Source organism: Corynebacterium sp. LK31 (assembly GCF_014335015.1).
GTDB classification, from domain to species: domain Bacteria; phylum Actinomycetota; class Actinomycetes; order Mycobacteriales; family Mycobacteriaceae; genus Corynebacterium; species Corynebacterium jeikeium_D.
Window position 1 is genome coordinate 304997 of the sequence record NZ_PDGW01000013.1, and the last position, 23455, is coordinate 328451.

General features: G+C 60.2%; 22 protein-coding genes and 3 pseudogenes. 19 read left to right on the plus strand and 6 right to left on the minus strand.

Annotation, left to right across the window (positions count from 1 at the left end; genetic code table 11):
- Positions 1–183: 183 nt before the first annotated feature.
- From CRD18_RS06470 to CRD18_RS06485, 4 genes and pseudogenes are all read left to right on the plus strand, one after another.
- Positions 184–759 (plus strand): CueP family metal-binding protein, encoded by a 576-nt coding sequence (locus CRD18_RS06470; RefSeq protein ID WP_187406596.1) that lies wholly within the window; start codon positions 184–186, stop codon positions 757–759.
- Positions 760–829: 70 nt separating this feature from the next.
- Positions 830–2311 carry a multicopper oxidase family protein gene (locus CRD18_RS06475; protein WP_048731338.1) on the plus strand — a complete coding sequence of 494 codons (1482 nt, stop codon included), beginning with the start codon at positions 830–832 and terminating at the stop codon, positions 2309–2311.
- A gap of 153 nt (positions 2312–2464) precedes the next feature.
- A pseudogene (locus CRD18_RS06480) lies at positions 2465–3082 on the plus strand (TlpA family protein disulfide reductase).
- A pseudogene (locus tag CRD18_RS06485) lies at positions 3079–3383 on the plus strand (cytochrome c biogenesis protein CcdA); the annotation flags it as partial. The pseudogenes CRD18_RS06480 and CRD18_RS06485, both read left to right, overlap by 4 nt.
- Positions 3384–3816: 433 nt before the next feature.
- Here the strand turns inward: CRD18_RS06485 and CRD18_RS06490 are convergent.
- On the minus strand, positions 3817–4104 hold the full coding sequence (locus CRD18_RS06490) for a putative quinol monooxygenase (RefSeq protein WP_048734831.1): 288 nt from the start codon (positions 4102–4104) through the stop codon (positions 3817–3819).
- Positions 4105–4218: 114 nt separating this feature from the next.
- On the opposite strand from CRD18_RS06490, the pseudogene CRD18_RS11215 reads away from it, so the two are divergent.
- A pseudogene (locus CRD18_RS11215) lies at positions 4219–4464 on the plus strand (alkane 1-monooxygenase); the annotation flags it as partial.
- 46 nt (positions 4465–4510) lie between these two features.
- Here the strand turns inward: CRD18_RS11215 and CRD18_RS06500 are convergent.
- Positions 4511–4900, minus strand: a complete 390-nt coding sequence (locus CRD18_RS06500) for a heavy metal-responsive transcriptional regulator (RefSeq protein WP_005290994.1) — start codon at positions 4898–4900, stop codon at positions 4511–4513.
- Between the two features lie 98 nt (positions 4901–4998).
- Between CRD18_RS06500 and merA the strand changes: the two genes are divergently transcribed.
- The 3 genes from merA to CRD18_RS06515 all read left to right on the plus strand — a co-directional run bounded on the left by merA (position 4999) and on the right by CRD18_RS06515 (position 7349).
- Positions 4999–6420: a mercury(II) reductase gene (gene merA / locus CRD18_RS06505; RefSeq protein ID WP_070866671.1), complete on the plus strand. Its 1422-nt coding sequence runs from the start codon at positions 4999–5001 to the stop codon at positions 6418–6420.
- Complete coding sequence (locus tag CRD18_RS06510; RefSeq protein WP_038629112.1) at positions 6417–6767, plus strand: hypothetical protein; 351 nt, start codon at positions 6417–6419, stop codon at positions 6765–6767. The genes merA and CRD18_RS06510 overlap by 4 nt, the downstream gene beginning before the upstream one ends.
- 192 nt (positions 6768–6959) lie before the next feature.
- A complete protein-coding gene (locus tag CRD18_RS06515) occupies positions 6960–7349 on the plus strand; it encodes a peptide chain release factor I (RefSeq protein ID WP_038626129.1) in 390 nt (129 codons plus the stop codon).
- A 3-nt stretch (positions 7350–7352) separates the two neighbouring features.
- On the opposite strand, the gene ychF is transcribed toward CRD18_RS06515, so the two are convergent.
- Positions 7353–8432, minus strand: a complete 1080-nt coding sequence (ychF, locus tag CRD18_RS06520) for a redox-regulated ATPase YchF (RefSeq protein WP_070866681.1) — start codon at positions 8430–8432, stop codon at positions 7353–7355.
- Positions 8433–8526: 94 nt separating this feature from the next.
- On the opposite strand from ychF, the gene CRD18_RS06525 reads away from it, so the two are divergent.
- The 4 genes from CRD18_RS06525 to CRD18_RS06540 all read left to right on the plus strand — a co-directional run bounded on the left by CRD18_RS06525 (position 8527) and on the right by CRD18_RS06540 (position 13006).
- On the plus strand, positions 8527–10077 hold the full coding sequence (locus CRD18_RS06525; protein WP_070605729.1) for an AI-2E family transporter: 1551 nt from the start codon (positions 8527–8529) through the stop codon (positions 10075–10077).
- A 145-nt stretch (positions 10078–10222) separates the two neighbouring features.
- The gene (locus CRD18_RS06530; RefSeq protein WP_242458684.1) at positions 10223–11311 is read left to right on the plus strand and encodes a DUF6542 domain-containing protein; all 1089 of its coding nucleotides are present in this window, start codon (positions 10223–10225) and stop codon (positions 11309–11311) included.
- A 107-nt stretch (positions 11312–11418) separates the two neighbouring features.
- The gene (gene xseA / locus CRD18_RS06535; protein WP_187406597.1) at positions 11419–12654 is read left to right on the plus strand and encodes an exodeoxyribonuclease VII large subunit; all 1236 of its coding nucleotides are present in this window, start codon (positions 11419–11421) and stop codon (positions 12652–12654) included.
- A gap of 61 nt (positions 12655–12715) precedes the next feature.
- On the plus strand, positions 12716–13006 hold the full coding sequence (locus CRD18_RS06540; RefSeq protein WP_049181637.1) for an exodeoxyribonuclease VII small subunit: 291 nt from the start codon (positions 12716–12718) through the stop codon (positions 13004–13006).
- A 118-nt stretch (positions 13007–13124) separates the two neighbouring features.
- Here CRD18_RS06540 and CRD18_RS06545 read toward each other — a convergent pair whose 3' ends face one another.
- Entirely contained in the window at positions 13125–13754 is a 630-nt protein-coding gene (locus tag CRD18_RS06545) for a DUF4245 domain-containing protein (RefSeq protein WP_083309521.1), read from the minus strand.
- Between the two features lie 372 nt (positions 13755–14126).
- On the opposite strand from CRD18_RS06545, the gene glpX reads away from it, so the two are divergent.
- The 5 genes from glpX (at position 14127) to CRD18_RS06570 (ending at position 20715) form a co-directional block, all read left to right on the plus strand.
- Entirely contained in the window at positions 14127–15152 is a 1026-nt protein-coding gene (gene glpX / locus CRD18_RS06550) for a class II fructose-bisphosphatase (RefSeq protein ID WP_005510610.1), read from the plus strand.
- A 163-nt stretch (positions 15153–15315) separates the two neighbouring features.
- Complete coding sequence (locus CRD18_RS06555; protein WP_016423173.1) at positions 15316–16716, plus strand: class II fumarate hydratase; 1401 nt, start codon at positions 15316–15318, stop codon at positions 16714–16716.
- 227 nt (positions 16717–16943) lie between these two features.
- Positions 16944–18239 carry a TIGR01777 family oxidoreductase gene (locus CRD18_RS06560; RefSeq protein ID WP_242458682.1) on the plus strand — a complete coding sequence of 432 codons (1296 nt, stop codon included), beginning with the start codon at positions 16944–16946 and terminating at the stop codon, positions 18237–18239.
- A 192-nt stretch (positions 18240–18431) separates the two neighbouring features.
- On the plus strand, positions 18432–19127 hold the full coding sequence (locus CRD18_RS06565) for a TetR/AcrR family transcriptional regulator (protein WP_049172273.1): 696 nt from the start codon (positions 18432–18434) through the stop codon (positions 19125–19127).
- On the plus strand, positions 19117–20715 hold the full coding sequence (locus CRD18_RS06570; protein ID WP_016423176.1) for an MDR family MFS transporter: 1599 nt from the start codon (positions 19117–19119) through the stop codon (positions 20713–20715). The genes CRD18_RS06565 and CRD18_RS06570 overlap by 11 nt, the downstream gene beginning before the upstream one ends.
- 30 nt (positions 20716–20745) lie before the next feature.
- Here CRD18_RS06570 and CRD18_RS06575 read toward each other — a convergent pair whose 3' ends face one another.
- Both CRD18_RS06575 and CRD18_RS06580 read right to left on the minus strand, forming a co-directional pair.
- The gene (locus CRD18_RS06575) at positions 20746–21378 is read right to left on the minus strand and encodes a GNAT family N-acetyltransferase (protein WP_016423177.1); all 633 of its coding nucleotides are present in this window, start codon (positions 21376–21378) and stop codon (positions 20746–20748) included.
- A gap of 64 nt (positions 21379–21442) precedes the next feature.
- A complete protein-coding gene (locus tag CRD18_RS06580; RefSeq protein WP_049172269.1) occupies positions 21443–22195 on the minus strand; it encodes a LysR family transcriptional regulator in 753 nt (250 codons plus the stop codon).
- A gap of 40 nt (positions 22196–22235) precedes the next feature.
- On the opposite strand from CRD18_RS06580, the gene CRD18_RS06585 reads away from it, so the two are divergent.
- Complete coding sequence (locus CRD18_RS06585; protein ID WP_187406598.1) at positions 22236–22628, plus strand: DUF5997 family protein; 393 nt, start codon at positions 22236–22238, stop codon at positions 22626–22628.
- A 53-nt stretch (positions 22629–22681) separates the two neighbouring features.
- Positions 22682–23455: an alpha/beta fold hydrolase gene (locus tag CRD18_RS06590; protein WP_070653202.1), complete on the plus strand. Its 774-nt coding sequence runs from the start codon at positions 22682–22684 to the stop codon at positions 23453–23455.

The following is a 23455-nucleotide window of genomic DNA, read 5'->3' on the forward strand; positions in this document are numbered from 1 at the left end:
CTGTGGGGTGGTGTCCCGGTGGTGACCCAGCTCACCGAATTCACCCTCTTTTCGCCCTGCTATAACGCCGTGAGCAGGGTTTTTGATTTCTAGTCCGTCAGGCACCCGTGCTAGATAAAGGTATGGCATCGACCTTGAGGCGGTGTCTTCTCACGGTCCTACCCACGATCCAAGGAGATTGACGTGAAACGAGCAGCGATCGCAGTCGCCGCCCTTGCCCTCGCCCTCACGGGGTGTTCGGCCGCCGACCCGGAACCCACGGCCGACGGGACGGTGTCCCAGGATACATTCCTGACTACCCATGGCCTGGCCGACATGGGCGCGGTGGAGATCATTGATCACCTCGACCGGCAGAAGGTCACTGAGCGTCCCACGGATTTGATCGCCTCAGTGCGCGCCGATGAACTGCTGTTCTCGAGCGGTGACCAGGAAGTCGTGGTCGATCTTCCCGACAATCAGACGTATGTCTCGATCGCACCCTATCTCACCTCCACCCACGACTGCTTCTACCACAGCCTCACGACCTGCCTGGGGGAACTCAACAATGAGGATATCCAGGTCACGATCACCGATGAGGCGACCGGTGAGGTGCTGGTGGACGAGGCGACAACCACCTTCGACAACGGGTTTATTGGCTTCTGGCTTCCCGATGATGTCACCGGTCTGATTGAGGTCAGCTACCAGGGGCGTACCGGCACCACGGAGTTTTCCACCACCGACGACGGTGCCACCTGTGTCACAGACCTGCGCCTGACGTGATGGCTCAGCAGGGTCCTCACCTGCGCCTGTCTCCCGTGTCACTGAATTCTTACACCAGGAAGGTTAAATCATGACGAACGCGTTTTCCCGACGACAGTTTCTGCTCGGCGGGCTCGTCCTCGCCGGCACCGGGGCCGTGGCCGCCTGCACCAGCGATCCTGGACCCGCTGCCTCGGCACCAGGTTCCTCCCTTCACCCCACTCCCACCCCCACTGCGCTCGGTGAGCCGACGGTGCGCCGGACACTGACCGCCCGGCCCCTCTCTCTGGATATCGGCGGTATCGAAGCCAAGACGTGGGGATACGTCTCTGACACCGGGGATGCGGCCATTGAGGCCACCGCCGGCGACGTCCTCCAGGTCGATATCACCAATGAACTGCCTGAGAGCACCTCCATCCACTGGCATGGCATCGCACTCCACAACGCAGCCGACGGTGTGCCCGGCATGACCCAGGACCCCATTGAACCTGGCGAGTCTTTCTCCTATGTTTTTGAAGTCCCCCACGGTGGCAGCTACTTCTACCATTCCCACTCCGGCCTGCAGCTTGATCGCGGCCTCCACGCCCCACTGATCGTCCGTGACCCGCAAGACGCTGAGGACCAGGACGTCGAGTGGACCATCGTGCTCGACGACTGGGTCGATGGCATTCAGGGCACTCCCGACGATGAGCTCGACAAGCTCACCGGAATGGGTTCGGACGACCATAACGGGAAGAAGGGGATGGGAGGTCACGGCCATATGATGCACGGCACCCCGGACCGGGTACTGGGCGGGGATGCCGGCGATGTGATGTATCCGCACTACCTCATCAACGGACGTATCCCCCGTGCTCACCGGACCTTCGAGGCTCGCCCGGGCGACAAGGCCCGCCTGCGGTTTATCAACTCCGGCGGTGACACCATCTTCAAGGTGGCCCTCGGTGGTCACCGCATGACCGTCACCCACACCGACGGCTTCCCTGTCCAGCCCCGGGAGACCGAATCGATCTACCTGTCGATGGGCGAGCGTGTCGACGTCGAGGTCATCCTCGGCGACGGCATCTTCCCGCTCACGGCTTTGGCGGTGGGTAAGGACGACCGCGCCTTCGCCGTCATCCGCACCGCCGGCGGCCAGGCCCCCCGCCCCGATGTCGACTTCCCCGAGTTGTCATCCACCGGACTGCTTCTGTCCTCCCTGAAGCCAGCAGACCGTGCACTCCTGCCTGAGGGCACACCAGACCGAGAAGTCAGCATCGACCTGGGCGGGCAGATGATGCCGTATGAATGGAGCATTCTCACCGACGGCCAATCGTCCTCCGCGACCGTGCAGGAGGGCCAGCGCCTGCGGATGGTCATGCGCAACAGGACCATGATGCCCCATCCCATGCACATCCACGGCCACACGTGGGCGCTGCCCGGCAGCGGCGGGCTACGCAAGGACACCGTCCTTCTCCGCCACGGTGAAACCATGATTGCCGACCTGATCGCTGACAACCCCGGTGAGTGGGCATTTCACTGCCATAACGCCTATCACATGGAAACCGGGATGCTCAGCTCGCTTCGCTACGAGTAACCCCCCCCACAGCAGGGTTGAGTGCCGAGGTGGGCAGAGTCGCTGCAGGCCACCCACCGGGCAGCACGATGACCTTCCTCGGTGTTGTGGTCTTCCGGGACAACCAGAACACCGTCTTCTTCCCCACCGCCCCGGAATATGGAGATCTAATCCATGCCGAGCACACCCCGCAGAGCCGCCATCGCGGTTGCCGCGGTGCTCACCGCCGTGACCCTGGTGGCCTGTTCCTCAGGCGACGGCGTCCGAAACGCCGTCGCCGTCGGGGGGGGGGCACCTTCCAGTTCCACTCACCAGGAGGCCAAACCGAGATTATCTACGCAGAGGAGGAATGTGCGCCGCTGCCGGGCTTCTCCTGCCCGTCGTTGATGGAGGAAAGTGAGGAGATCAGCCTGTCTGATTTTGAAGGCGAGGTCGTCGTCCTCAACGCTTGGGGCTAGTGGTGTGCACCGTGCCGGACGGAAGTCGATGACCTGCAGCTTGTCCAGGAGACTCTCGACCCCCTCGGTGGCACGGTGCTGGGCATCAACGTCCGTGACTACAACCAGACCATCGCCCAGGACTTCAAACTCGACAACGCGGTGACCTATCCCTCGATCTACGACCCGCCGTTTCGTATCGCTGCGGCCCTGGGAGGTGCCGACCTCGGTCATCCCGACCACCATTGTCCTGGACCGAAGCCACCGCCCGGCCGCGGTGTTCCTGAGGGAGGTCACCGCCGATGACATCCTTGATGTCGCTCTGCCGCTGGCCGAGGAGGCACCAGCATCATGACCGTTGATGTGATTGCGCAGTTGGCGATTGGCCAGCAGTTCGCCGACGCCGCGGCCACCGGGCCACTGATGATCGGCATCCTGGCTGCAGCAGCTGCAGGTCTGATCTCGTTCGCCTCCCCGTGCGTCGTACCCCTGGTACCCGGATATATGTCGTATCTGGCCAGTGTGGTCGGCGGGGAGGTCGACTACGACGCCGAGGGGGGGGCGCGGTGGTCACCAAACGCCAGTGGGCGGTAGCGGGTGCGGCCGGGTTGTTCATTCTCGGCTTCACCGTCGTCTTTGTGCTGGCCACCGTCACCGGGGGTGTCTCCCGAGTAAAGGACACGGCGTTGGTGTCAATCTATTGCGCAGTAAACGTGCCAATCGAATGGCTGGCTACTTCACTGTTTAATTAACGTGTCAATGAAATGGCTGCCTAGTACATAGTGCAATCTACGTGTCAATAAAGTGGCTGGGACAGAAGAGAGCACGCAAGAAGGGCCAATTGAAGCAGCAATGCACTGCACGCTGGCGATATCGCGCATGGAATTACCGCGTTCGATAGCACGATAGATACCAAGTACAGCCTCCGCCTCAGCAGGGATGATCTCGCCTGTTGAGCTGTAGCCAATAGGACGTACACCGTCGGAACACCAGCGCCCTTGCTCAGCACGCTGCTGTTGGGCGCGTGACTGCCTAGCGCCTTTACGCTCGGGTACACTGGCGGAAGCTTGCTAGCGGTAGTCAACGATTTCACCCTCCCCTGGGCCCCGTGATGGTGTAGTCACGTTGAATATGCGCTGTTGCCTGACCCCACTCGCTCGCTTTAACCCGCGCTTGGTGCGAATCGAACGATGCTTGATCAGTGAATTGTTCTGATACATTCCATACGAGCGGGTCGTCGGATTGAGTGACCTCGAAGCGCAGACACCCGGGTTCATCACGAGAGAGCTCAACGTGTTTTGGAAGGAACCGTTCAACGATTGAAACATCACTGTGGTCTTTGCAGATCAAGATGCCGTTCAGCTCGATCATGCTCATAGAACACCTTCGCTATAAGTCAGACGCGGCGCTTAAACGTTGAACTTGAACTCGACGGTATGTCGTTGCAAAGTTACTCCCTCTCGTTAACACCATCAAAAGGAGTGTTATCCAATGAAAGCGTTCGGCTTCTTAAGCTTCGGGCATTACGCCTTCGGCAGCTAGTGCGGGCCATCTGCGGAAAAGATCGCCAAGACTCGTCTGGAGATCACCCAGGCTGCGGACGAAATCGGCGTGAACAACGCGTCCTTCCGAGTCCACCACTTCGCGCTGCAGGCCTCCGCCCCGATGCCGCTGCTGTGTGCTATCGCGGCCACCACCAAAATCATCGAGGTGGACACCGGCGGCATCGACCTGCGCTAGCGCATATCGGGGTTGTAGCGTTTGAGTCATTGAGTCCCGCCGTCTACAAGTACCTACACACTTGATCGGTGCTGCACGTTTCAGGATCCGGGTGCGCGGCGTCCTGGCTAAGGTCCGCGATAGTGTCGCGCAGCACGGAGAGCTGCGCGATCTGCTGCTCGATCTCAGCGAGGCGCACGTCAAGCAGGTCGCGCACGTGCTCGCAGGGCGCATGGCCGCCGTCGCGGATGTCGAGGATCTGGCGGATCTGGGCGAGGGTGAGGCCCGCGGCCTGGCCGCGGTGGATGAAGTCGATCCGAGCGACCGTCTCGGGCGCGTAGTCGCGGTATCCGGACGGCGTGCGCTCGGTCGGGGGCAGAAGGCCCTGTTCCTCGTAGAAGCGAAGGGTCTTCGCGGTAGTGCCCGCCCTCTCGGCGAGTTCTCCGATCCACATTACTGTCTCCCTCCGTGGCCGCGCTTGACCTTCCCCTGCACTGGAAGGTCCAGTATGGCTGAGACAGAGCAGAAAGCCAAGAGTTGACAGGAGCAGCGATGCCTACGAAGTACGATCTCGCCATCATCGGATCGGGAGGCGGCGCGTTCGCCGCTGCGATCCGCGCCAGCACGCTCGGGAAGTCGGTGGTGATGATCGAGCGCGGGACGCTCGGCGGCACCTGCGTGAACACGGGCTGCGTCCCGTCGAAGGCGCTCATTGCCGCGGCCGGCGCGCGGCACGTCGCGGTCGACGCCGCAACCCGGTTCCCCGGGATCGCTACGACGGCGGATCCCGTCGACATGCCCGCGCTGATCGCTGGGAAGCAAGCGTTAGTGGAGTCGCTGCGCGGCGAGAAGTACGCCGACGTCGCCGACTCCTACGGCTGGCAGGTCCTCCGCGGCGACGCCTCGTTCGTGGGCACCCCTGATGCGCCGGTTCTCGATGTTGCCGGAGCCGACGGAAGCGTCGAGACCATCGAGGCCCACCACTACCTAGTCGCGACTGGTTCTCGCCCGTGGGCACCGCCGATCGACGGCCTGGAGGAGACCGGATACCTGACCTCGACCACGGCGATGGAGCTGACGGAGGTCCCCGAGTCGCTGCTGGTGCTCGGCGGCGGCTACGTCGCCCTGGAGCAGGCGCAGCTGTTCGCCCGCCTCGGCTCGCAGGTCACGCTGCTCGTGCGGTCCCGGCTCGCCTCGAAGGAGGAGCCGGAGGTGTCGAAGGCGCTCCAGGAGGTGTTCGCCGACGAGGGCATCCGCGTCGTCAGCCGCGCAGTGCCCACCCGGGTCTCCCGCGGCACGGGAGGCGAGGCCGTCGTGACCGCCGCCTTGTCCGGCGGCTCGCAGGAGTTCCGCGCCGACCAGGTCCTGGTCGCCCTCGGACGCCGTCCCGTCACCGATGGCCTGAACCTCGATGCGGTCGGGGTGAATACCGGAGACTCCGGCGAGGTGGTCGTCTCCGACCGGCTGCAGTCCTCGAACCCGCGGGTCTGGGCCGCGGGCGACGTGACCGGGCACCCCGAGTTCGTCTACGTCGCCGCCCACCACGGCACCCTCGTCGCCGAGAACGCGTTCGCCGACGCCGACCGGTCCGTCGACTACGCCCGCCTGCCGCGGGTGACGTTCACCGAGCCCGCGATCGGCGCGGTCGGGATGACCGAGAAGGACGTCCTCGCCGCGGGGATCCGCTGCGACTGCCGCGTCCTGCCCCTGCACCACGTGCCCCGCGCCTTGGTGAACCGCGACACCCGCGGGTTCATCAAGATCGTCGTGAACGCCGATACGAGCGAGATCCTCGGCCTGACCGCCGTCGCCAAGGACGCCGGGGAGCTCGCCGCCGCAGGCGTCCACGTGCTCGGCAGGACCGTCGCCGAGGTCGCCAACGCCTGGGCCCCCTACCTGACCATGGCCGAGGGCATCCGGATCGCCGCGAAGGCCTTCACCACCGACCCGTCGCTGCTGTCGTGCTGCGCATGAACGGCAACGCAGGCAATCGGGGAGATCTCATCCAGAAGCAGACGATGAGCGCCGATCAGGACCGCGACGAATGGCGCGCCGGTCCCGTCGTCGCTGCAGTGACCGGGCTGCTCCTACTGGCATGCTGCGCGCTTCCGTCGCTGCTCTGCTGCGGCCTGCCGTTCATCGCGGCGGGCGGAGCACTCGCAGGCGTCGGTGGGCTCCTCGGTAATCCCTGGATCATCGGTGCCGGGACCGCCGTCGTGATGGCCGTCATGGCGGGGATGCTCGTCAGGCTACGGCGGCGGCACCGGCGCTGCAGGTCCGGCTGCTGCGAAAATCCTTCGACCGCTGATCGGAACCGGTAGTTCGAGCGGATCCAGTGATCACTGCCACCTGCGGAGGCCGCTGAAATCGAAGCCCGACGGGAGAAGGAGGAGCAAAAAGCGTTCGAATCAACCGGTGACGAGGATAATACTGAGGCTGGATCCCGGCCGTCGCGACGCGGTCTCCGCTTCCGCCGAGACGAGAAAGGGTTGTGGGCACCTAGGCTGGGCGGCATGAACGACATGACCATAGCGCCCGGCCCGGGGATCCCCGACGGTGCGGTCATCGCCGCCGATCTCGCGGAGCGTTTCGCGAAATCGTCGACTCCGGGCGGCCAGGGCGTCAACACGACGGACGGCAAAGTCCAGCTTTCCATCGATGTCGCCGAATGCGCATCGCTTACCGACGCCCAGCGTCACCGTATCTCGCGCAACCTCGAGCACCGCCTAGACGGCTCCGTCTTTACCGTGACTGCGTCGACTCAGCGGTCTGTGTTTCGCTCCTGGTCCTCTCGCTTGCACCTGCGACACAGCCTCGTGCCCCCGGGCCGTAGCGTTCGGGGGAGCACAATAGCCCCAGTCCTCATCACGTCCCGGGATCAAAGAGTTCATCGCAGAGGTTAAGCACTACACGTTAAATTTGAACTCGACCACATCACCGTCGTGCATGATGTAGTCCTTGCCCTCCTGGCGAACCTTGCCCTTGGCCTTCGCCTCGGCAATCGAACCGGCCTCGACCAAGTCGTTGAAGGACACAATTTCAGCCTTAATGAAACCGCGCTCAAAATCAGTGTGAATCACGCCGGCAGCCTGCGGAGCCGTAGCACCCTTCGGAATGGTCCAGGCGCGAGACTCCTTCGGGCCAGCGGTCAGGTAGGTCTGTAGCCCCAGGGTGCGGAAACCAGCGCGAGCAAGCGAATGCAGGCCCGGCTCAGTCTGACCAATTTCGGCCAGCAGCTCATTGCGGGATTCCTCATCCAGCTCCAGCAGGTCTGACTCGGCCTTCGCATCGAGGAATACACAGTCCGCCGGTTCCACAGCAGCGGCCAAATCCGCGCGGCGGTCCTCGTCGGCAAGCACTTCCTCGTCAGCATTGAAGACGTAGAGGAACGGCTTTGCGGTGAGCAAGTGCAGCTCGCGCAGAGCAGAGAGCTTCACATCATCAGAAGCAGCGAAGAGAGTGCGCCCCTCTTCCAGCACGGCAAGAGCCTGCTTGACGGCTTCAACCTCGCCGACCTTGTCCTTATCCTTCTTGGCTTCCTTTTCCAGACGCGGCAGCGCCTTCTCAATAGTCTGGATATCAGCCAGAATCAGCTCGGTTTCAATCACACCGATGTCAGAGGCCGGGTCGACCTTGCCGTCGACATGCACGACGTCATCATCATTGAATACTCGCACGACCTGACAGATAGCGTCAGCCTCGCGGATGTTGGCGAGGAACTTGTTACCAAGACCTTCGCCCTCCGATGCACCCTTGACGATGCCGGCGATGTCCACAAACGACACCGTAGCCGGAAGAATACGCTCGGAGCCGTAAATTTCGGCGAGCTTATTCAAACGTGGATCGGGAAGCTCCACAACGCCGACGTTCGGCTCGATGGTGGCGAACGGATAATTCGCAGCCAGCACATCGTTGCGTGTCAAGGCGTTAAACAGGGTTGACTTTCCGACATTGGGCAGACCGACGATTCCAAGTGTAAGACTCACATTGCCCATCTTACGGGCTTGGGGAGACAGATTTGAACTCGCCCTAGCTTCGTGAAGTTGCCCCCTATCCCCTGCGAACCCCCATAATGAATATGTGAGCAATAAACCCAATGAAGGCGAAGAGCGGACTGCGCAGTCCGAAAAAGACGCTATCGATCACGTAATGGGATCGGAGCCTCTGCGTATAGAACAGTCTCTGTCTATACCCTCCGACGCCCATAAGTCAGCGGCAACGCAACCGGATTTGCCGGAAGATGCTGAAAACCTCGATGAGCTTATGAGCGAAAACGACTCCGAGTCCATCGACCGCGCCGACGTCATCGGCGAGGGCGCCCGGTGGTTCGCAGGTTGGTGTCTGCGCTTCCTCATCACAGCAGCGGCGCTGTACGTCAGCGCTATGATTCTGGGAAAGATTTGGGCTGGCGTTCTGCCGATTTTGTTGGCCCTGATTGTCTCCACGGTGCTGGCCCCGCCCGCCGTGTTCCTGATGAAACACCGCTGGCCCCGCGCACTCGCCGCACTGACGGTCATCCTAGGCGCGGTGGCGGTGCTTGGCGGCGTTGTCGCGTTCCTCGCCCCGACTGTGCAGTCGCAGTTCCCAGAATTGCGTCGCCAGTTCACCGACGGCATTCAGGAAGTCCAGAACATCATTCAGGCCCCGCCATTTAACGTCAAGGATGAGCAGATTCTCGATGCTCTGGACCAGGGGTCCACATGGCTTCAGGAGCGCTCCGGCGATATCGCCAACACAGTCTTCCAAGGCATCTCGGTGGTCTCCTCGGCCGCCGTAACCTTGATGGCAATGTTGGTTCTGACGTTCTTCTTCATCAAGGACGGCCAGGACTTCCTGCCATGGCTCCGCCGCCTGACCGGACGTCGTCTCGGCTGGCACCTCACCGAGGTGCTCACCCGCTCCTGGAACACGCTGTCGGGCTACATCCGCACGCAGGCTATCGTTTCGCTTATCGACGCGGTCTTCATCGGTGCCGGTCTTGCAATTTTGAATGTGCCGCTGGCAATGGTTCTGGCCGTGGTGACTTTCTTCGCTGGCTTCATTCCTATTGTCGGTGCGTTCACCGCCGGCTTCATTGCAGTGGTAGTCGCACTCGTCGCCAACGGCCTGACTACAGCAATCCTCGTATTGCTCATCATCATTGCTGTCCAGCAAATCGAGGGCAACATCCTCTCCCCAATCCTGCAGGCCAAGGCTATGGACTTGCACGCCGCAATCGTCCTGCTGGTCGTTCTGCTCGGTGGCGGTATCTTCGGCATCATCGGCGCCTTCCTGGCGGTGCCAGTCACCGCAGTCGTCGCGGTCTGGTTCCGCTACCTCGGCGACCTCACAGATTTGCGTACGGGCGACAAGACCGCAAAGGACATCGAGTTCGCCACGGACGCCGGATCGATCTCGGGTATTCAAATTGAAGCTGCCGGCCGTGCGATGCGCGACCGACTGGCTTCGTTCCGCCTGGGCAGTGACGACTCCGACAGCTCTGCAGAGAGCGCCGTGAAGGCAGATGCTCGCACCGCCGGTAAGGTTTCCCCCGATGCTGGTCCGACCAAGCAGGAAGAGGGAACGATGACCAAGGCCTTCCATAAAGTCTCTGAAGTGGTCTCCGGGTCTTTCTCTAAGAAAAAGAAGTAAGGCGAAATTTTAAGACACGGGCGAGCCCACATACCGGGCTTGCCCGTATTATCACTAATAACCGGTAGGATACGCATTCGTGTCGAACAGATCAGCAATAACCCGTAAAGGCAGTGGAAACAAACCCCTGCTTCCACGCGTGCCAATGTTTGTGCCGCCGTTGCTGATGCTTCTAGCTGGCGTTATTGGTTTGCTCTTTTCTGTTCCCAACGGTTCGATTGGCAAGCCCTACTTCATTGCTTTTGCCGTGGCTGCTGTGGCCGGAACACTGTTGGTGGTTCCTCGCGGTCTGGTAGTTACCGTCGCTCAAATCCCCATTTTGTTCGCGCTTGTCACCTTTTTCACAGCGTGGTTTACCGGTTCTCTCGCCGATCCTGAAAATGGTGGCGCGACCGCGACAACCTCTAAACGCGCTCGCCTGGTGACCTCGGCATATCCCATCATCCAGCAGTTCCCGTGGCTGCTGGTCTTGATGATTATCTGTGTCATCATCGCAGTGTGGCGTTACCTCGAAATCACCCGCACCCAGGAGAAATCCCTCAACACCCAGCGCAAGGTCGCTAAACAACGCCAGCACCGTGACGAAGCCGCTGTCGAATCCAGCTCTCAGGTTCGCCGTCGTCTCGCCGAATCTGATCGCCGGGTCGCCTCTCGCACCCAGGAACGTCCTGCTTCACGACGTCCCGCTGCGGACATTATCCGAGATGCCGAAGCTCGCCGCCAGGCGCGCCAGCAAGCTGCACGCTCTCGGCAGGAGACTTCTCGTTCTGGTGCCCGACCTGCAGCGAACGCCAACTCGGCATCGCGCAACGCCGAGCAACTGCGTAAGCGACCAGTTGACCGTTCTGGGGAGCGTGCCCAGCAGCGCTCGAATTTCGCACAGCGGGCTCAGCAGCCAACCTCCCGTTGGCAGTCTCGCTCGCATCCGGGGCAGGCGCAGTTCACTCAGGATTCCACTTCGCCGAACTCGACTAGACAGCAGCCTCGTCGTCCGATTGAAAGGCCAAACGCACCGCAGCGGCCAACGCCAGAGTTTCCCCGTCGTCAAACTGAAGGAACGGCACGGATGTGGGGAGAACAGTCCTCGCCGGAGTCTCCGTCCGAAAAGTCTCAACAGAGCCCCGCACGCCAAGTGGGCAACCACCGCCGCACCGAGGAGTGGCCACCGCGACAGCAGCGCCCTCGCCAGGAGCGGATAACCGGCCACGATAGCAGGTCTCGTTACCGCAAGTAACTCGGGCTTGCACCTTTACCGTCACAGTTGCCCACAGGCAAATTTAGCCTGTGGGCAACCTGCGTTTATTAGCAGGGCGATCCGCCCCATCGTGTAAGTGTTGATGTATGTCGAAATTGGAAACGTCGGCCGAGAAACCGGTTCAGGTTCGGCGCCTGAACCAGTTAGTCAAGGACTATATTGAGCGCCTTGGACAGATTTGGGTCGAGGGGGAAATCGCCCAGGTCAACTCCAAGCCGAGTTGGAAGCTCTCCTACATCACTCTGCGTGACACCTCCGCGGAGTTTTCGGTGTCGGTGACTTGTTCTACTGCGGCACTGCGTAATAATCCGTTGCGCAACGGCGACCGCGTAGTGGTTTTGGGCAAGCCTGCGTTTTATGCCGGGCGGGGGCAGTTTTCCCTGTGGGCTACGGAGTGGAGGCCCGTAGGTTTGGGGCAACTATTGGCACGGCTGGAACAGCTGCGCCAAGCGCTAGCGGCGGAAGGCCTTTTTGATCCACGGCTGAAACGCCCTCTGCCCTACCTCCCCAACAAGATCGGGTTGATTACCGGTCGCGGTTCGGCAGCTGAACGCGATGTGCTTTCGGTTGCGGGTGCCCGCTGGCCTGAGGTGGATTTCCGGGTAATCAACACAATTGTGCAGGGAGCCAAGGCTGTTCCGGAGATTATTGAGGCTCTGGCACAGCTCGACGCCGACCCGGAGGTCGACGTCATCATCGTCGCCCGTGGCGGTGGCAGTGTCGAAGATTTGCTGCCTTTTTCAGATGAGGCGCTGATTCGTGCGGTGAGTAAGGCGACAACACCGGTGGTTTCTGCGATCGGACACGAGCCGGATACTCCACTGTTGGATTATGTCGCTGACTTACGTGCTGCCACACCGACGGATGCAGCAAAGAAAACAGTGCCCGATGCTGCTGAGGAACGCCGCCTAATTGCACAGCTGCGTGAACGCACCTCGGCATCCCTGCGGCGATGGGTTGACCGTGAAGTAGCTACTCTGCGGGATTCGACGTCGCGGCCGGTACTGCGCGATCCGCTCACTCCCATCCGCGTGCGTGAAGAGTTTGTCACGGCGCAGGTCGATCGGCTGCGTTTTCTCATCCACCGCAGTCTGGAACGCGAGGAAGCAGTGGTATCGGGATTGCGCGGCAAGGTTTCAGCACTTGGCCCCTCTGCCACACTCGCTCGCGGCTATGCCATCGTGCAGGCACAATCGGCTACTCAGCCAGAACCACAGATTGTGACCTCTATTGCAGATGCTCCGATGGGTTCCCAACTGCGAATTCGCGTCAGTGACGGCTCCATCTCTGCAGCAACGCTCGCTACGAAGCCAGCGAATTAATAAGCACTGACTTTTCCAACCTTGAAGCTTTAATTACTAGATGTGAAGGACGTATTCGCTAATGAATGACAATGTTTTCGGCGCGGGTCAGGCTCCCTCTTCGGAGGAACAGGTACCGGTGGAGAACCTGAGCTACGAGCAGGCGCGAGATGCGCTGGTTGAGACCGTCAAGCTCCTAGAACTCGGACAGATGAGCCTGGATGAATCCCTGGCGCTGTGGGAGCGAGGCGAGGCGCTGGCCCGCCGCTGCGAGGAACATTTAGCTGGCGCACGGGCAAAAGTTGAAGCCGCCTTGGCCAGCAAGAATCAGGATGCCGCGGCTTCGGCCGAGAATGCGGGCGGTGAGGAATAAAAAGAGACGAGAAACGATCGTCAGTGCACGTCGTTTCTCATCTCGTGGCCGATAGTTGAGTTCAGCTATTTTATCGCGCTAGTTGGAATTATCGACCCAGGCGACCTCTCAACTCAGCTTACTTTGCTGGTGCCGACGGCGTCTCGGACGCAGTCTGCTGCGGCTGTGACGGATCCGGCATTGTCGCGTCCGGATCGATTGGCTCGGCCTTCTGCAAAGCCGCCGCCAACTGTGTGAACTCCTCGTCGTTGGCAGTGCCCTCGATAATTGCGCGGGAGTCACCGAGGTTCCCAACCCATACGCGACGCACGTTGTCCTCAGCCGGCACATACTTAGTCCAGGTTGTACCTTCCACGTCAGTGGTACCGTCGCGGAGACGATTCTTACCGTCATCCGGCAGCTGACCTGCTTCCGCATCTGTTTGCGTGACCTGGGCGAATGCTCCGCTAGCGGTGACATAGCCAATAATGGTCGTCTGCTTCCCCGCCGCCATACCCGCGCGGGTCGAGTTTGAAGTCCAGCCCTCAGGCACCTTCGGCAGGCGAACTGGATAGTCCACGCGCCGAGCCTCCATGTTCACGAATGGGGCGGCATCGACCTCGCGCACCGGACCGTTTTCCGGCTTCCCGGGGTTAAAACTGCACAGGCCGGTAAAGCCGATGGTGACAGCCACCGCAAGAAACATCACCACGAGGGTGAGAATCATGTCTCGACTGTCCTGCAAAATCCTAGGTTTCTCATTCGCCACGCGCTCAAGTATGCCAAAGGCCCCGCAACGAACCTAGTCATCAGTCGCATCCGCACAGCTGCGGCTAGCAATACTTGATGACGGACGCTGTCGACGTCGTCAAGCGAACGGATTTCAGAACAAAATACTGATACTCACGTGATGTGGGAGTTTAGCCCTGAAGCTCCCCCCACTTTGGCGCTGCGTCCACCCCCGAAGATGAAAAAGGTGGAACACTAGTAACAGATGCAATGGCGCTCAAAAGGACGCGCCAAACATCGATAAATAGAAATTGTTGCAGCGCCAAACCCCAGTTTCCTGGCGTGGCGTCTCCCAGCACATTCTCAAACCTCAAAAGAGTTCCTAAAAAAACGACGGAAGGGCCAGAAGTCAATGAACGCCTCGAATCCTGAAGCACCAGATCGCAACCTTGCGATGGAGCTCGTCCGAGTTACTGAGTCCGCTGCACTGGCGGCTGGTCAGTGGGTCGGTCGTGGTCAGAAGGAAAAGGGCGACGGCGCTGCCGTCGATGCCATGCGTCAGCTCATCAACACCGTGGCTATGAACGGTGTCGTTGTTATTGGCGAGGGCGAAAAGGACGAAGCCCCGATGCTGTTCAACGGCGAAAAGGTCGGCAACGGCCAAGGCCCGGCCGTTGACATCGCGGTTGACCCGATTGACGGCACGACTCTGATGGCAGAGGGCCGCCCGAACTCTATCGCTGTTCTTGCTGCTGCAGACCGCGGCTCCATGTACGACCCGTCGGCTGTGTTCTACATGGATAAGATTGCTGTTGGCCCGGAGGCTGCCGGCAAGATTGACATCGAGGCTCCAGTTGAGCACAACATCAAGGTCGTTGCTAAGGCCAAGGGGCTGCGTCCGGAAGATGTCACTGTTGTCGTGCTGGATCGCCCGCGCCACGCTGACATGATTCGTGACATCCGCGAAGCTGGCGCCAAGGTTCGACTGATTGGCGATGGTGACGTTGCTGGCGCTGTTGCCGCAGCTCAGAACACGAACTCGGTCGATATCATGATGGGCGTCGGCGGCACCCCAGAAGGTGTCATCACCGCATGCGCCATGAAGTGTATGGGCGGCGAAATCCAGGGCAAACTGCACCCGCGCGATGAGGCCGAAATTAAGAAGGCTCTCGACGCTGGGCACGATCTTTCTCGTGTTCTGACCACCGATGACCTGGTCGCATCCGACAACTGCTACTTCGTTGCCACTGGTGTCACCAACGGTGACATGCTGCGCGGTGTCGCTTACCGCGGTAACGGTGCATGGACCCGCTCGCTGGTTATGCGCTCCAAGTCCGGCACCATTCGTCGCATCGAGGCTTTCCACTCCCTGGAGAAGCTGCGCAAGTACGCCAGCATCGACTACGGCAAGGGCGAGATGCCTGACATCGATCTGTAAGTAACTACCCCTTTAGTGGTGCCCTCAGGGCACCACTTTTTTAACAAACTGATTCATACTTGAAGACGAATGCGCTAACGGTTCTGCATCGCATGAAAATTGCATGCGCAATGAGGGGTCGTTCTGCGCGCACTCAAGTTCCCCTAACTGAAAGAGGCAACGAATGACAGAGCAGCAGTTCCGCATCGAGCACGACACCATGGGCGAGGTTAAGGTTCCGGTTAACGCCCTGTGGCGCGCACAGACTCAGCGTGCAGTTGAGAACTTCCCGATTTCCGGCCGTCCGCTGGAGTCTGCACAGATTCGCGCTATGGGTCTGCTGAAGGCAGCTTGCGCCATCGTCAACAAGGAGCGCGGCCTGCTGTCTGCTGAGCAGGCAGATGCCATCGTCGCCGCTGCCAAGGAAATTGCCGAAGGCAAGCACGATGCTGAGTTCCCGATTGACGTCTTCCAGACCGGTTCGGGCACTTCTTCCAACATGAACACCAACGAAGTCATTGCGTCCATCGCAAAGGCCAACGGCGTTGAGGTTCACCCGAATGACCACGTCAACATGGGTCAGTCTTCCAACGACACCTTCCCGACTGCCACTCACGTCGCAGCAACCGAGGCAGCTGTCAAGGACCTCGTCCCGGGACTGAAGGTTCTGCAGGAGTCCCTGGCTAAGAAGGCCAAGGAATGGGAGACCGTTGTTAAGTCCGGCCGCACTCACCTGATGGACGCTGTCCCGGTGACCCTGGGTCAGGAGTTCTCGGGTTACGCTCGCCAGATTGAGGCTGGCATTGAGCGCATCGAGGCCACCCTGCCGCGTCTGGGCGAGCTGCCAATCGGTGGTACCGCTGTTGGCACCGGCCTGAACACCCCGGCGGACTTCGGTGCCAAGGTCACCGCTGAGCTCGTCGAACTGACCGGCATCAAGGAGCTGCGCGAGGCTCAGAACCACTTCGAGGCTCAGGCTAACCGCGATGCCCTGGTCGAATTCTCCGGCGCTATGCGCACCGTCGCAGTCTCCCTGAACAAGATCGCTAACGACATTCGCTGGATGGGCTCCGGCCCGCTGACCGGCCTTGCTGAGATTCACCTGCCGGATCTGCAGCCGGGTTCCTCCATCATGCCGGGTAAGGTCAACCCGGTTCTGTGCGAGACTGCCACCCAGGTCGCAGCGCAGGTTCTGGGCAACGACACCGCTGTTGAGTTTGCTGGCGCTAACGGCGCATTCGAGCTGAACGTCTTCATCCCGGTCATGGCACGTAACGTGCTGGAGTCCGCTAAGCTGCTGGCGAACACCGCACGCGTCTTCGCCGAGAAGCTGGTGGACGGCATCGAGCCGAACGTTGAGCGTATGAAGACTCTGGCTGAGTCCTCCCCGTCGATTGTGACCCCGCTGAACTCCGCCATCGGCTACGAGAACGCAGCTAAGGTCGCTAAGACTGCTCTGAAGGAAGGTAAGACCATCCGTCAGACTGTTATCGACATGGGCTTCGTCGACGGCGAGAAGCTGACCGAGGAAGAGCTGGACAAGCGCCTCGACGTGCTGGCAATGGCCAACACTGATCGTGACTAGTTCTTTCTGAACTCGAAGGTGTGAGAGCACCTTACGCATAAGACCCCGTAGTCTCACTTCGCTGAAAGACTTCGGGGTCTACTATTTTTCCTTAACGTCGGACAAGTTTCAGAGAGTGACTAACTATTCCCACCTATCGCCACACCATCGCATTTCCTCGCCGTTGCGTCGCCGAGTGGTTCTCCCGCCCAGGCGCTGTCACCCGCCTAACACCGGGGCTTCTCCCGATGTCACCGAAATCCGAATCCGCCAACCTCGCCGACGGCACGACCGTATTCTCCATGCCGGCTGGCCTCAAATGGATTGCACGTCACGACCCGGCCGGTTTCCTCCCCGGCCAGAGATTCATTGACGAAGTCACCAGCGAGCCCTTTCGCCGCATCACGGGGTGGAAGCACACCCACGTTCTCTCCGATACTCCGCTTGACGACGGCAGCGCTGGCACGGTTTTAGAGGACACCGTTGACACCAAGGTTCCGGTACCCGGGTTGGATTCGATGTTCGCCTACCGTGCTACGAAGGTTGCTGGAGACCTTGCGGCCGTCGATAGGCTTTCGGAGTATTTGGGGCATGTGCCGGAGCCGCTGACAGTGGCGATCAGTGGAGCTACGGGGACCGTCGGAACGCAGCTGCGCGCGCTACTGACCACGGCCGGACATGAGGTGATTTCGCTGGTGCGCTCACGTGAACAGACGGGTGTGGACAAGCGATATTGGGATACTGCGGCACCCGCAGCTGATTTGCTGGAGGGAGTCGACGCGGTCATCCATCTGGCCGGCGCACCGATTGCGGGGCGCTTCACGGAGGCGCATCTTCGAAAGGTTCGCCATTCCCGTGTCGAACCAACGCGAGCTCTGGCAAAGCTCGTTGCATCTACTGACAGCGTGAAGGTCGCGGTTGGAGCGTCGGCGGTGGGGTTCTACGGTGCGGATCGTGGCCCAGAGGTACTCACCGAGGACGCTGGCCCTGGCGTGGAAGCGCAGCGTTACGACGGCAGCGCCGCCGCGGACAGTCTCTCGGCTATTGTGCGCGATTGGGAAAATGCATGGGATCCCGCTCGCGATGCAGGCAAGCGGGTCGTAAACGTCCGTACTGGTCTCGTGCTTGCTGGTGGCGGCGGTCTCTTGCCGCTACTAGCGGGCGTGGTGTTCACCGGACTTGGAGGAAGATTGGGGTCGGGCGAGCAGTGGTTCCCGTGGATTGCTTTGGACGACCTGTTGGACATCTATCACCGGTCGTTGGCAGATTCCGGCCTTGCCGGACCTGTCAATGCGGTGGCGCCACTGGCTTCCGGAGTGAATAATGCGGAGTTCACGAGGGTATTGGGAGAGGTCTTGCACCGCCCGACGGCGGTTCCGATTCCTTCACTGGGGCCTGCAGTACTGCTGGGCAAACGCGGTGCTGCGGAGTTGGCTCTCGCGAATCAGAGAGTAGAGGCAGCAGCGCTGCAAAAGGCGGGGCACAGGTTCCGCTTCACTTCGCTTAACGACGCCCTGCGCCACGAGCTATTGAAGGAGACGTAGCCTTCCACCGTGCCTACACAAAACACGAAGGTTGTGTAATTGAATGGCGCGTTGCGACTATCAACAACCCGCCCCCTGCGCCTGAGTCCACGGCATCCTGAACAACCCAAAGATGCTCTCTGCATAGGTACTTAAACACCTGTTGACTCATCAACTTGCCATCACATTGCACTCGGTGTAACTTTGCACCTCGTGCAAATTGATGAGAATACCTATCACAGATTGGATCCGGGCCAACACCCCGAGTGCGGTCTCCGGGAGCTCAAAAGGTTTCAAACACACTGCGCTTTGGCCGATGCCGCGACCGCCCTTGTGTTGGATCGCGGATACGACCAAGTCAACATCGAAGACATCTGTCAGCGGGTCAATATCAGTCGACGCACATTCTTCAATTACTTCGACTCCAAGGATCAAGCCATCTTCGGCAACGGCATCATGTCATTCGATGCTGACGATGAAGAGGTATTCCTCGCCCAAATTCACCAAGACCCCATCGCGGACATGCTCGATTTCATCGAGAAAAAGCAGCAATCCCAGCTACTCCGATATAAAGAGCTGGGGGCAACCGAAGAGTTTCACCGTCTGCTCAAGGAGCGTATCCGCGAGATTTTGCGCAATGAGCCAAAGCTATCGACGGTTGTCATTTCGAATTTTGGCAACTCAATGCGCCGCGTCCGTTCTGCCTTTGAGCGCTATTTCGAGATGAATCCACAGTCGCGCACGCACCCCGAGCTGCCCGTCGGGCACGAGGTAGCACTGTCGGTCGGTTTCGTCCGCGAATGCGTGCTGTACTCATCGGCTCATCGGGACGAATTCACAACAGATACACCGCTTCACGACGCCGCCGACGTCGTTAAAAATTTCTGGAGGAGGAATAGTGACAGCTAGCAACACCACTGCTCAAGATCAAACCGACACCACGGTTTCTGACAACAAGTCCCACTTGGGAATCATTTTCTTCGCGCTCATTCTCACTATGCTGATGAGCTCGCTGGGGCAGATGATTTTCGCCACCGCCCTGCCGACCATCGTCGGCGAGCTCGGCGGAGTTGACCACATGTCGTGGGTTATTTCTGCATTCCTGTTGGCACAGACTGTGGCAATGCCGATTGTCGGCAAGCTCGGTGACATGATTGGGCGCAAGGGCCTGTTCATGATGGGCATCGCGCTGTTCATGGTCGGTTCCGTCATGGGTGCAATCACCAACTCCATGAGCCTGCTCATCGCCGCCCGCGCTTTTCAGGGATTTGCTGGCGGTACATTGATGGTTTCCTCACAGGCCATCCTGGCCGAGGTTATTCCCGCACGCCAGCGCGGTAAGTACATGGGCATCATGGGTGCTGTGTTCGGCCTGAGTTCCGTGCTGGGACCAGTGCTGGGAGGCTGGTTCACCGACGGCCCGGGCTGGCGCTGGGGCCTGTGGATCAACGTCCCGATGGGCGTGGTTGCACTATCGGCAGCTGCAGCCTTCCTGAAGCTGCCCCGACGCCAGAGTGAAGGAAACTTCGACTACATCGGCACGATGTTCTTGACTGCCGCTGCCTCGACGCTAATTCTCACCACCACGTGGGGCGGTACACAGTACGACTGGAACTCCGGAGTCATCATCTCGCTTATCGTTGCCTCCGTGGTTTCCTGGGTGCTGTTCTTCCTCACCGAGACTCGTGTTTCCAACCCACTGATTCCGACGCACTTGTTTAATAACCGGAACTTCGTGCTCACGACTGTGTCGGGTCTCATTCTGGGTATCGCGATGTTCGGCACTATGGCCTATATTCCGACCTACCTGCAGATGGTGCACTCAATGTCACCGACCGCTGCAGGCTTGATGATGACGCCGATGATGGTCGGCATGCTGCTCACCTCAATTGGCGTTGGCCAGATTATTTCGCGGACTGGTAAGTATCGCTTCTACCCCTTCGTCGGCCTGATGATTATGGCTGTCTCCCTCTACTTGCTGTCCACGCTGGAGACCACCACCCCGCTGTGGCAGGTTGGTGTTTACCTGTTCATCATGGGCTTCGGCCTGGGCACCGGCATGCAGGTTCTGGTTCTCATCGTGCAGAACTCCTTCCCGGTCGCCATGGTCGGTACCGCTACCGCTGCGAATAACTTCTTCCGCCAGATTGGTGGTGCGGTCGGTTCCTCCATTGTGGGTTCGATTTTCATCCACCGCATGAAGGACCTGGCAGGCGAACGCGTTCCGGCGGCTATCGAACAGATCAAGGCCGCATCACCGGAGGCTGCAGCAGAGTTCGCAAAGCAGATGGGCCCGGAGGGCTTTTCCTCTAAGTCGATTGGTTCACTGACGCCGCACGTCCTAGATAGCATGCCGGCGCCAATCCACGAAGCGCTGATCTCCAGCTACAACGATGGTTTGACGCCGATCTTCTTGGTACTAATGCCAGTGATTATTCTGGCAGCAATCATTGTGTTCTTTGTTCGCGAGGATCCGTTGAAGGAAACCGTCGAATAATTAATTCGCGGGAGCCGCGGCTCCCGGCAGCTATGCCCCCACCTGGCCGTCGGCGCGGTCGAGCTTGTCCAGAATCGGACGGTTCGGCTCACCGGCGGCTTCTGCTTCTTCCTGGACGCGCTTCAGTGCGCGCTCCTCTGGCTTTTCCAGGAGCTTTTCCAAAATAATGACATCGCGCCACTGCCCCGCCATTGGGCCGTAGGTCATCTTTGCCATGTGGTGGTAAATCCCCACTTCACGGAAGCCGAGCTTTCGATGCAGCTTTAACGATCCCACATTCTCCGGGAAGACCCACGAGTGAATCGACCAGCAGTCGAGCTCCGTGGCATCGTCGATAAGCTTCTGCAGCAGCGTCGCCGCCAGCCCCATGCCCTGCCCGTCAGGATGGACGTAGATGGAGTCTTCGATGACGCCATTGAAAATCGGGCGCTTGGATACCGGCGCTGCCGATGCCCAAGCCAGAATCTTGTCCGGGTTTTCTGCGTCGACGGCGACGTAACACAAATCCACTCGTTTGAGTGCGATGAATTCGTCCCACTCGGGAGCGGAGTGCTCCCAGGACGCGTGCCCCGTATCCAGGCCAATCTCGTAGATCTCTTGGATCTGTGGATAGTCCTCTTCACGCATCATTCGAATCGTGAAATCGCGCTTCTTTTCAGCCATAACTACAAGTGTGGCTAATTTTTCCGCGCACGTCGAACGAAACGGCAAAAATATTGTAAAAAGATTACTTTCGCCTGCGCGGTCGACCGCTTCCACCGCTGCTTCGACGCCCGCTACGGCTACTACGCGCATGCTTTACGACGGCCCCAGCGCGCTGCCGGCGGGCTTGCTTAGCAAGCGTCTTTTCTCGGGCCGACAACTTCTTTGGAGCTTCATCAGCCTTCTTGCGCCCCAACTGCGTGCGCGTCGAGCCCTCCCTGCGCCCCTGGACAATGCCGACGAACTCCTGCCGGAGCTCGTCGTCCTCTACTTTCGGCCACACCAACCAAATAGCTGTCCGAGACAGCGGTTCCGTGGCGCCTTCCTCGGCCACCAAGTTCGATGAGGCCACCGCCTTCTTCGACAGCGCCTTCAAAATCGTGCGAGGTCCCACCACGACACCTGCACCAGTGGCCGCAACGGGCAGCATCTGTCGCAGCTCATCCGGATCCACGGAGGTCAACAGCACAGTTTCGTCCGCCAACAGCTCCTCCGGCACGGACTCTGTGAGGGAGAACACGTGCTCTTTCTCGAAGGCCACGCCCCAGGCTTCGTCGTAAAGCCGGATGCGATGGAGCGACTCGGGCAGCGAGCTTTCGGACTCTAACCGAACCAGCGCCATGTCAGCGGCGCCGCCGACCAGGTCGGACATCGGATCGTCGGCGGCGTGGGTGTGCAGTGTTGCCGGAATTCGATCCCTAAAGCGGCGAAACCACTTCTCGGGACTGGTGCCGGTGGCGAACACGATGCGCAGGACGGCGGGTTCAGGAGTCGACATACTCCGCAAGGTTACTCGAATGGGTGCTAGCGTTGAACCCATGAAACCCCTAACCGCAGCCAAAAAACTTGGCATTTTCCTCCCGGCCACACCCGAGGAATTTCGCACTGGTGAGATTTCGCACGCGCAGTTTGCCGAACTGCAATCCAATCCGCCGGAATGGCTCGCTGAGCTACGCCGCAACGGACCGCACCCGCGTCCAGAAGTTGCCCGCAAGCTGGGCATCACTATCACGGCGTTGAAGAAGAACGACATGGACAAGCCGCTGACAACGGCGGAGATTAAGGATTTGCTCGAGCAGATGCCGGAGTGGCTGGAGGCTGCTCGTGAGTCCATGGCGAAGCAGCGCGTGGAAGCCGCTGAGGCAGAGACCAAGAAGGACGACGGCCCTGGTCGGGCTGCCGCTGAAGCTGCTCGCAACGCCGAGAATTAGCAGACACAGCTGACACAGCTGACACAGCCAACACCTTCAAGGAGGATTCTCCCGTGGCCATCGACTACACCGCACATGCAATCAACCACAAGGGCAACGGTACGGTTGTCCTGATTGGCTCGCTGGGCACCACACAGGAGATGTGGGAGCCACAGGTAGCCGCTTTGAGCGAAAAGTACCAGGTCATCACGCCAGATGTCCGCGGCCATGGCGATTCCCCTATCCCCGAGGGTGAGTGGGACATGAGCCACTTGGCCGCCGACATCATCGAGGTCCTCGATGAGGAGGATATTGACCGCGCACATTTTGTGGGACTATCTCTCGGCGGCGCTATCGCCCAAACCATCGCACTAGAACACGCCGATCGCGTGGTCAGCCTGACACTGTCGTCGACGGCGCCGAAATTCGGCACACCAGAGGCCTGGCAGGAAAAGGCCCAGCTCGTGCGCGACAAGGGCACGGTCGCACTCGCCGACACTGTCGTCCGCAACTGGTTTACCGACGAGTGCTTCGACACTACCCCTGAGCTCCCCGCCCGCTTCCGCGACATGATCGCAGATTGCCCCGATGACGGCTACATCGGCGCCTGCGGAGCACTCTCTCGCTTCGACACCCGCGAGCGCCTCGCCGAGATCACCGCTCCGACGCTGGTCATCGCCGGCAAGCAGGACACCTCTACGTCTCTCGACGTCGTCACTTCGCTTCACGACGGCATCGCGGGCTCGACCATGGTCGTCATTTCGCCGGCCAAGCACCTGCTCAACCAGGAAACCCCGGAGTACTACAACTCGGCCCTGCTGGCGCACATTGATGGGATTGCCGACTAG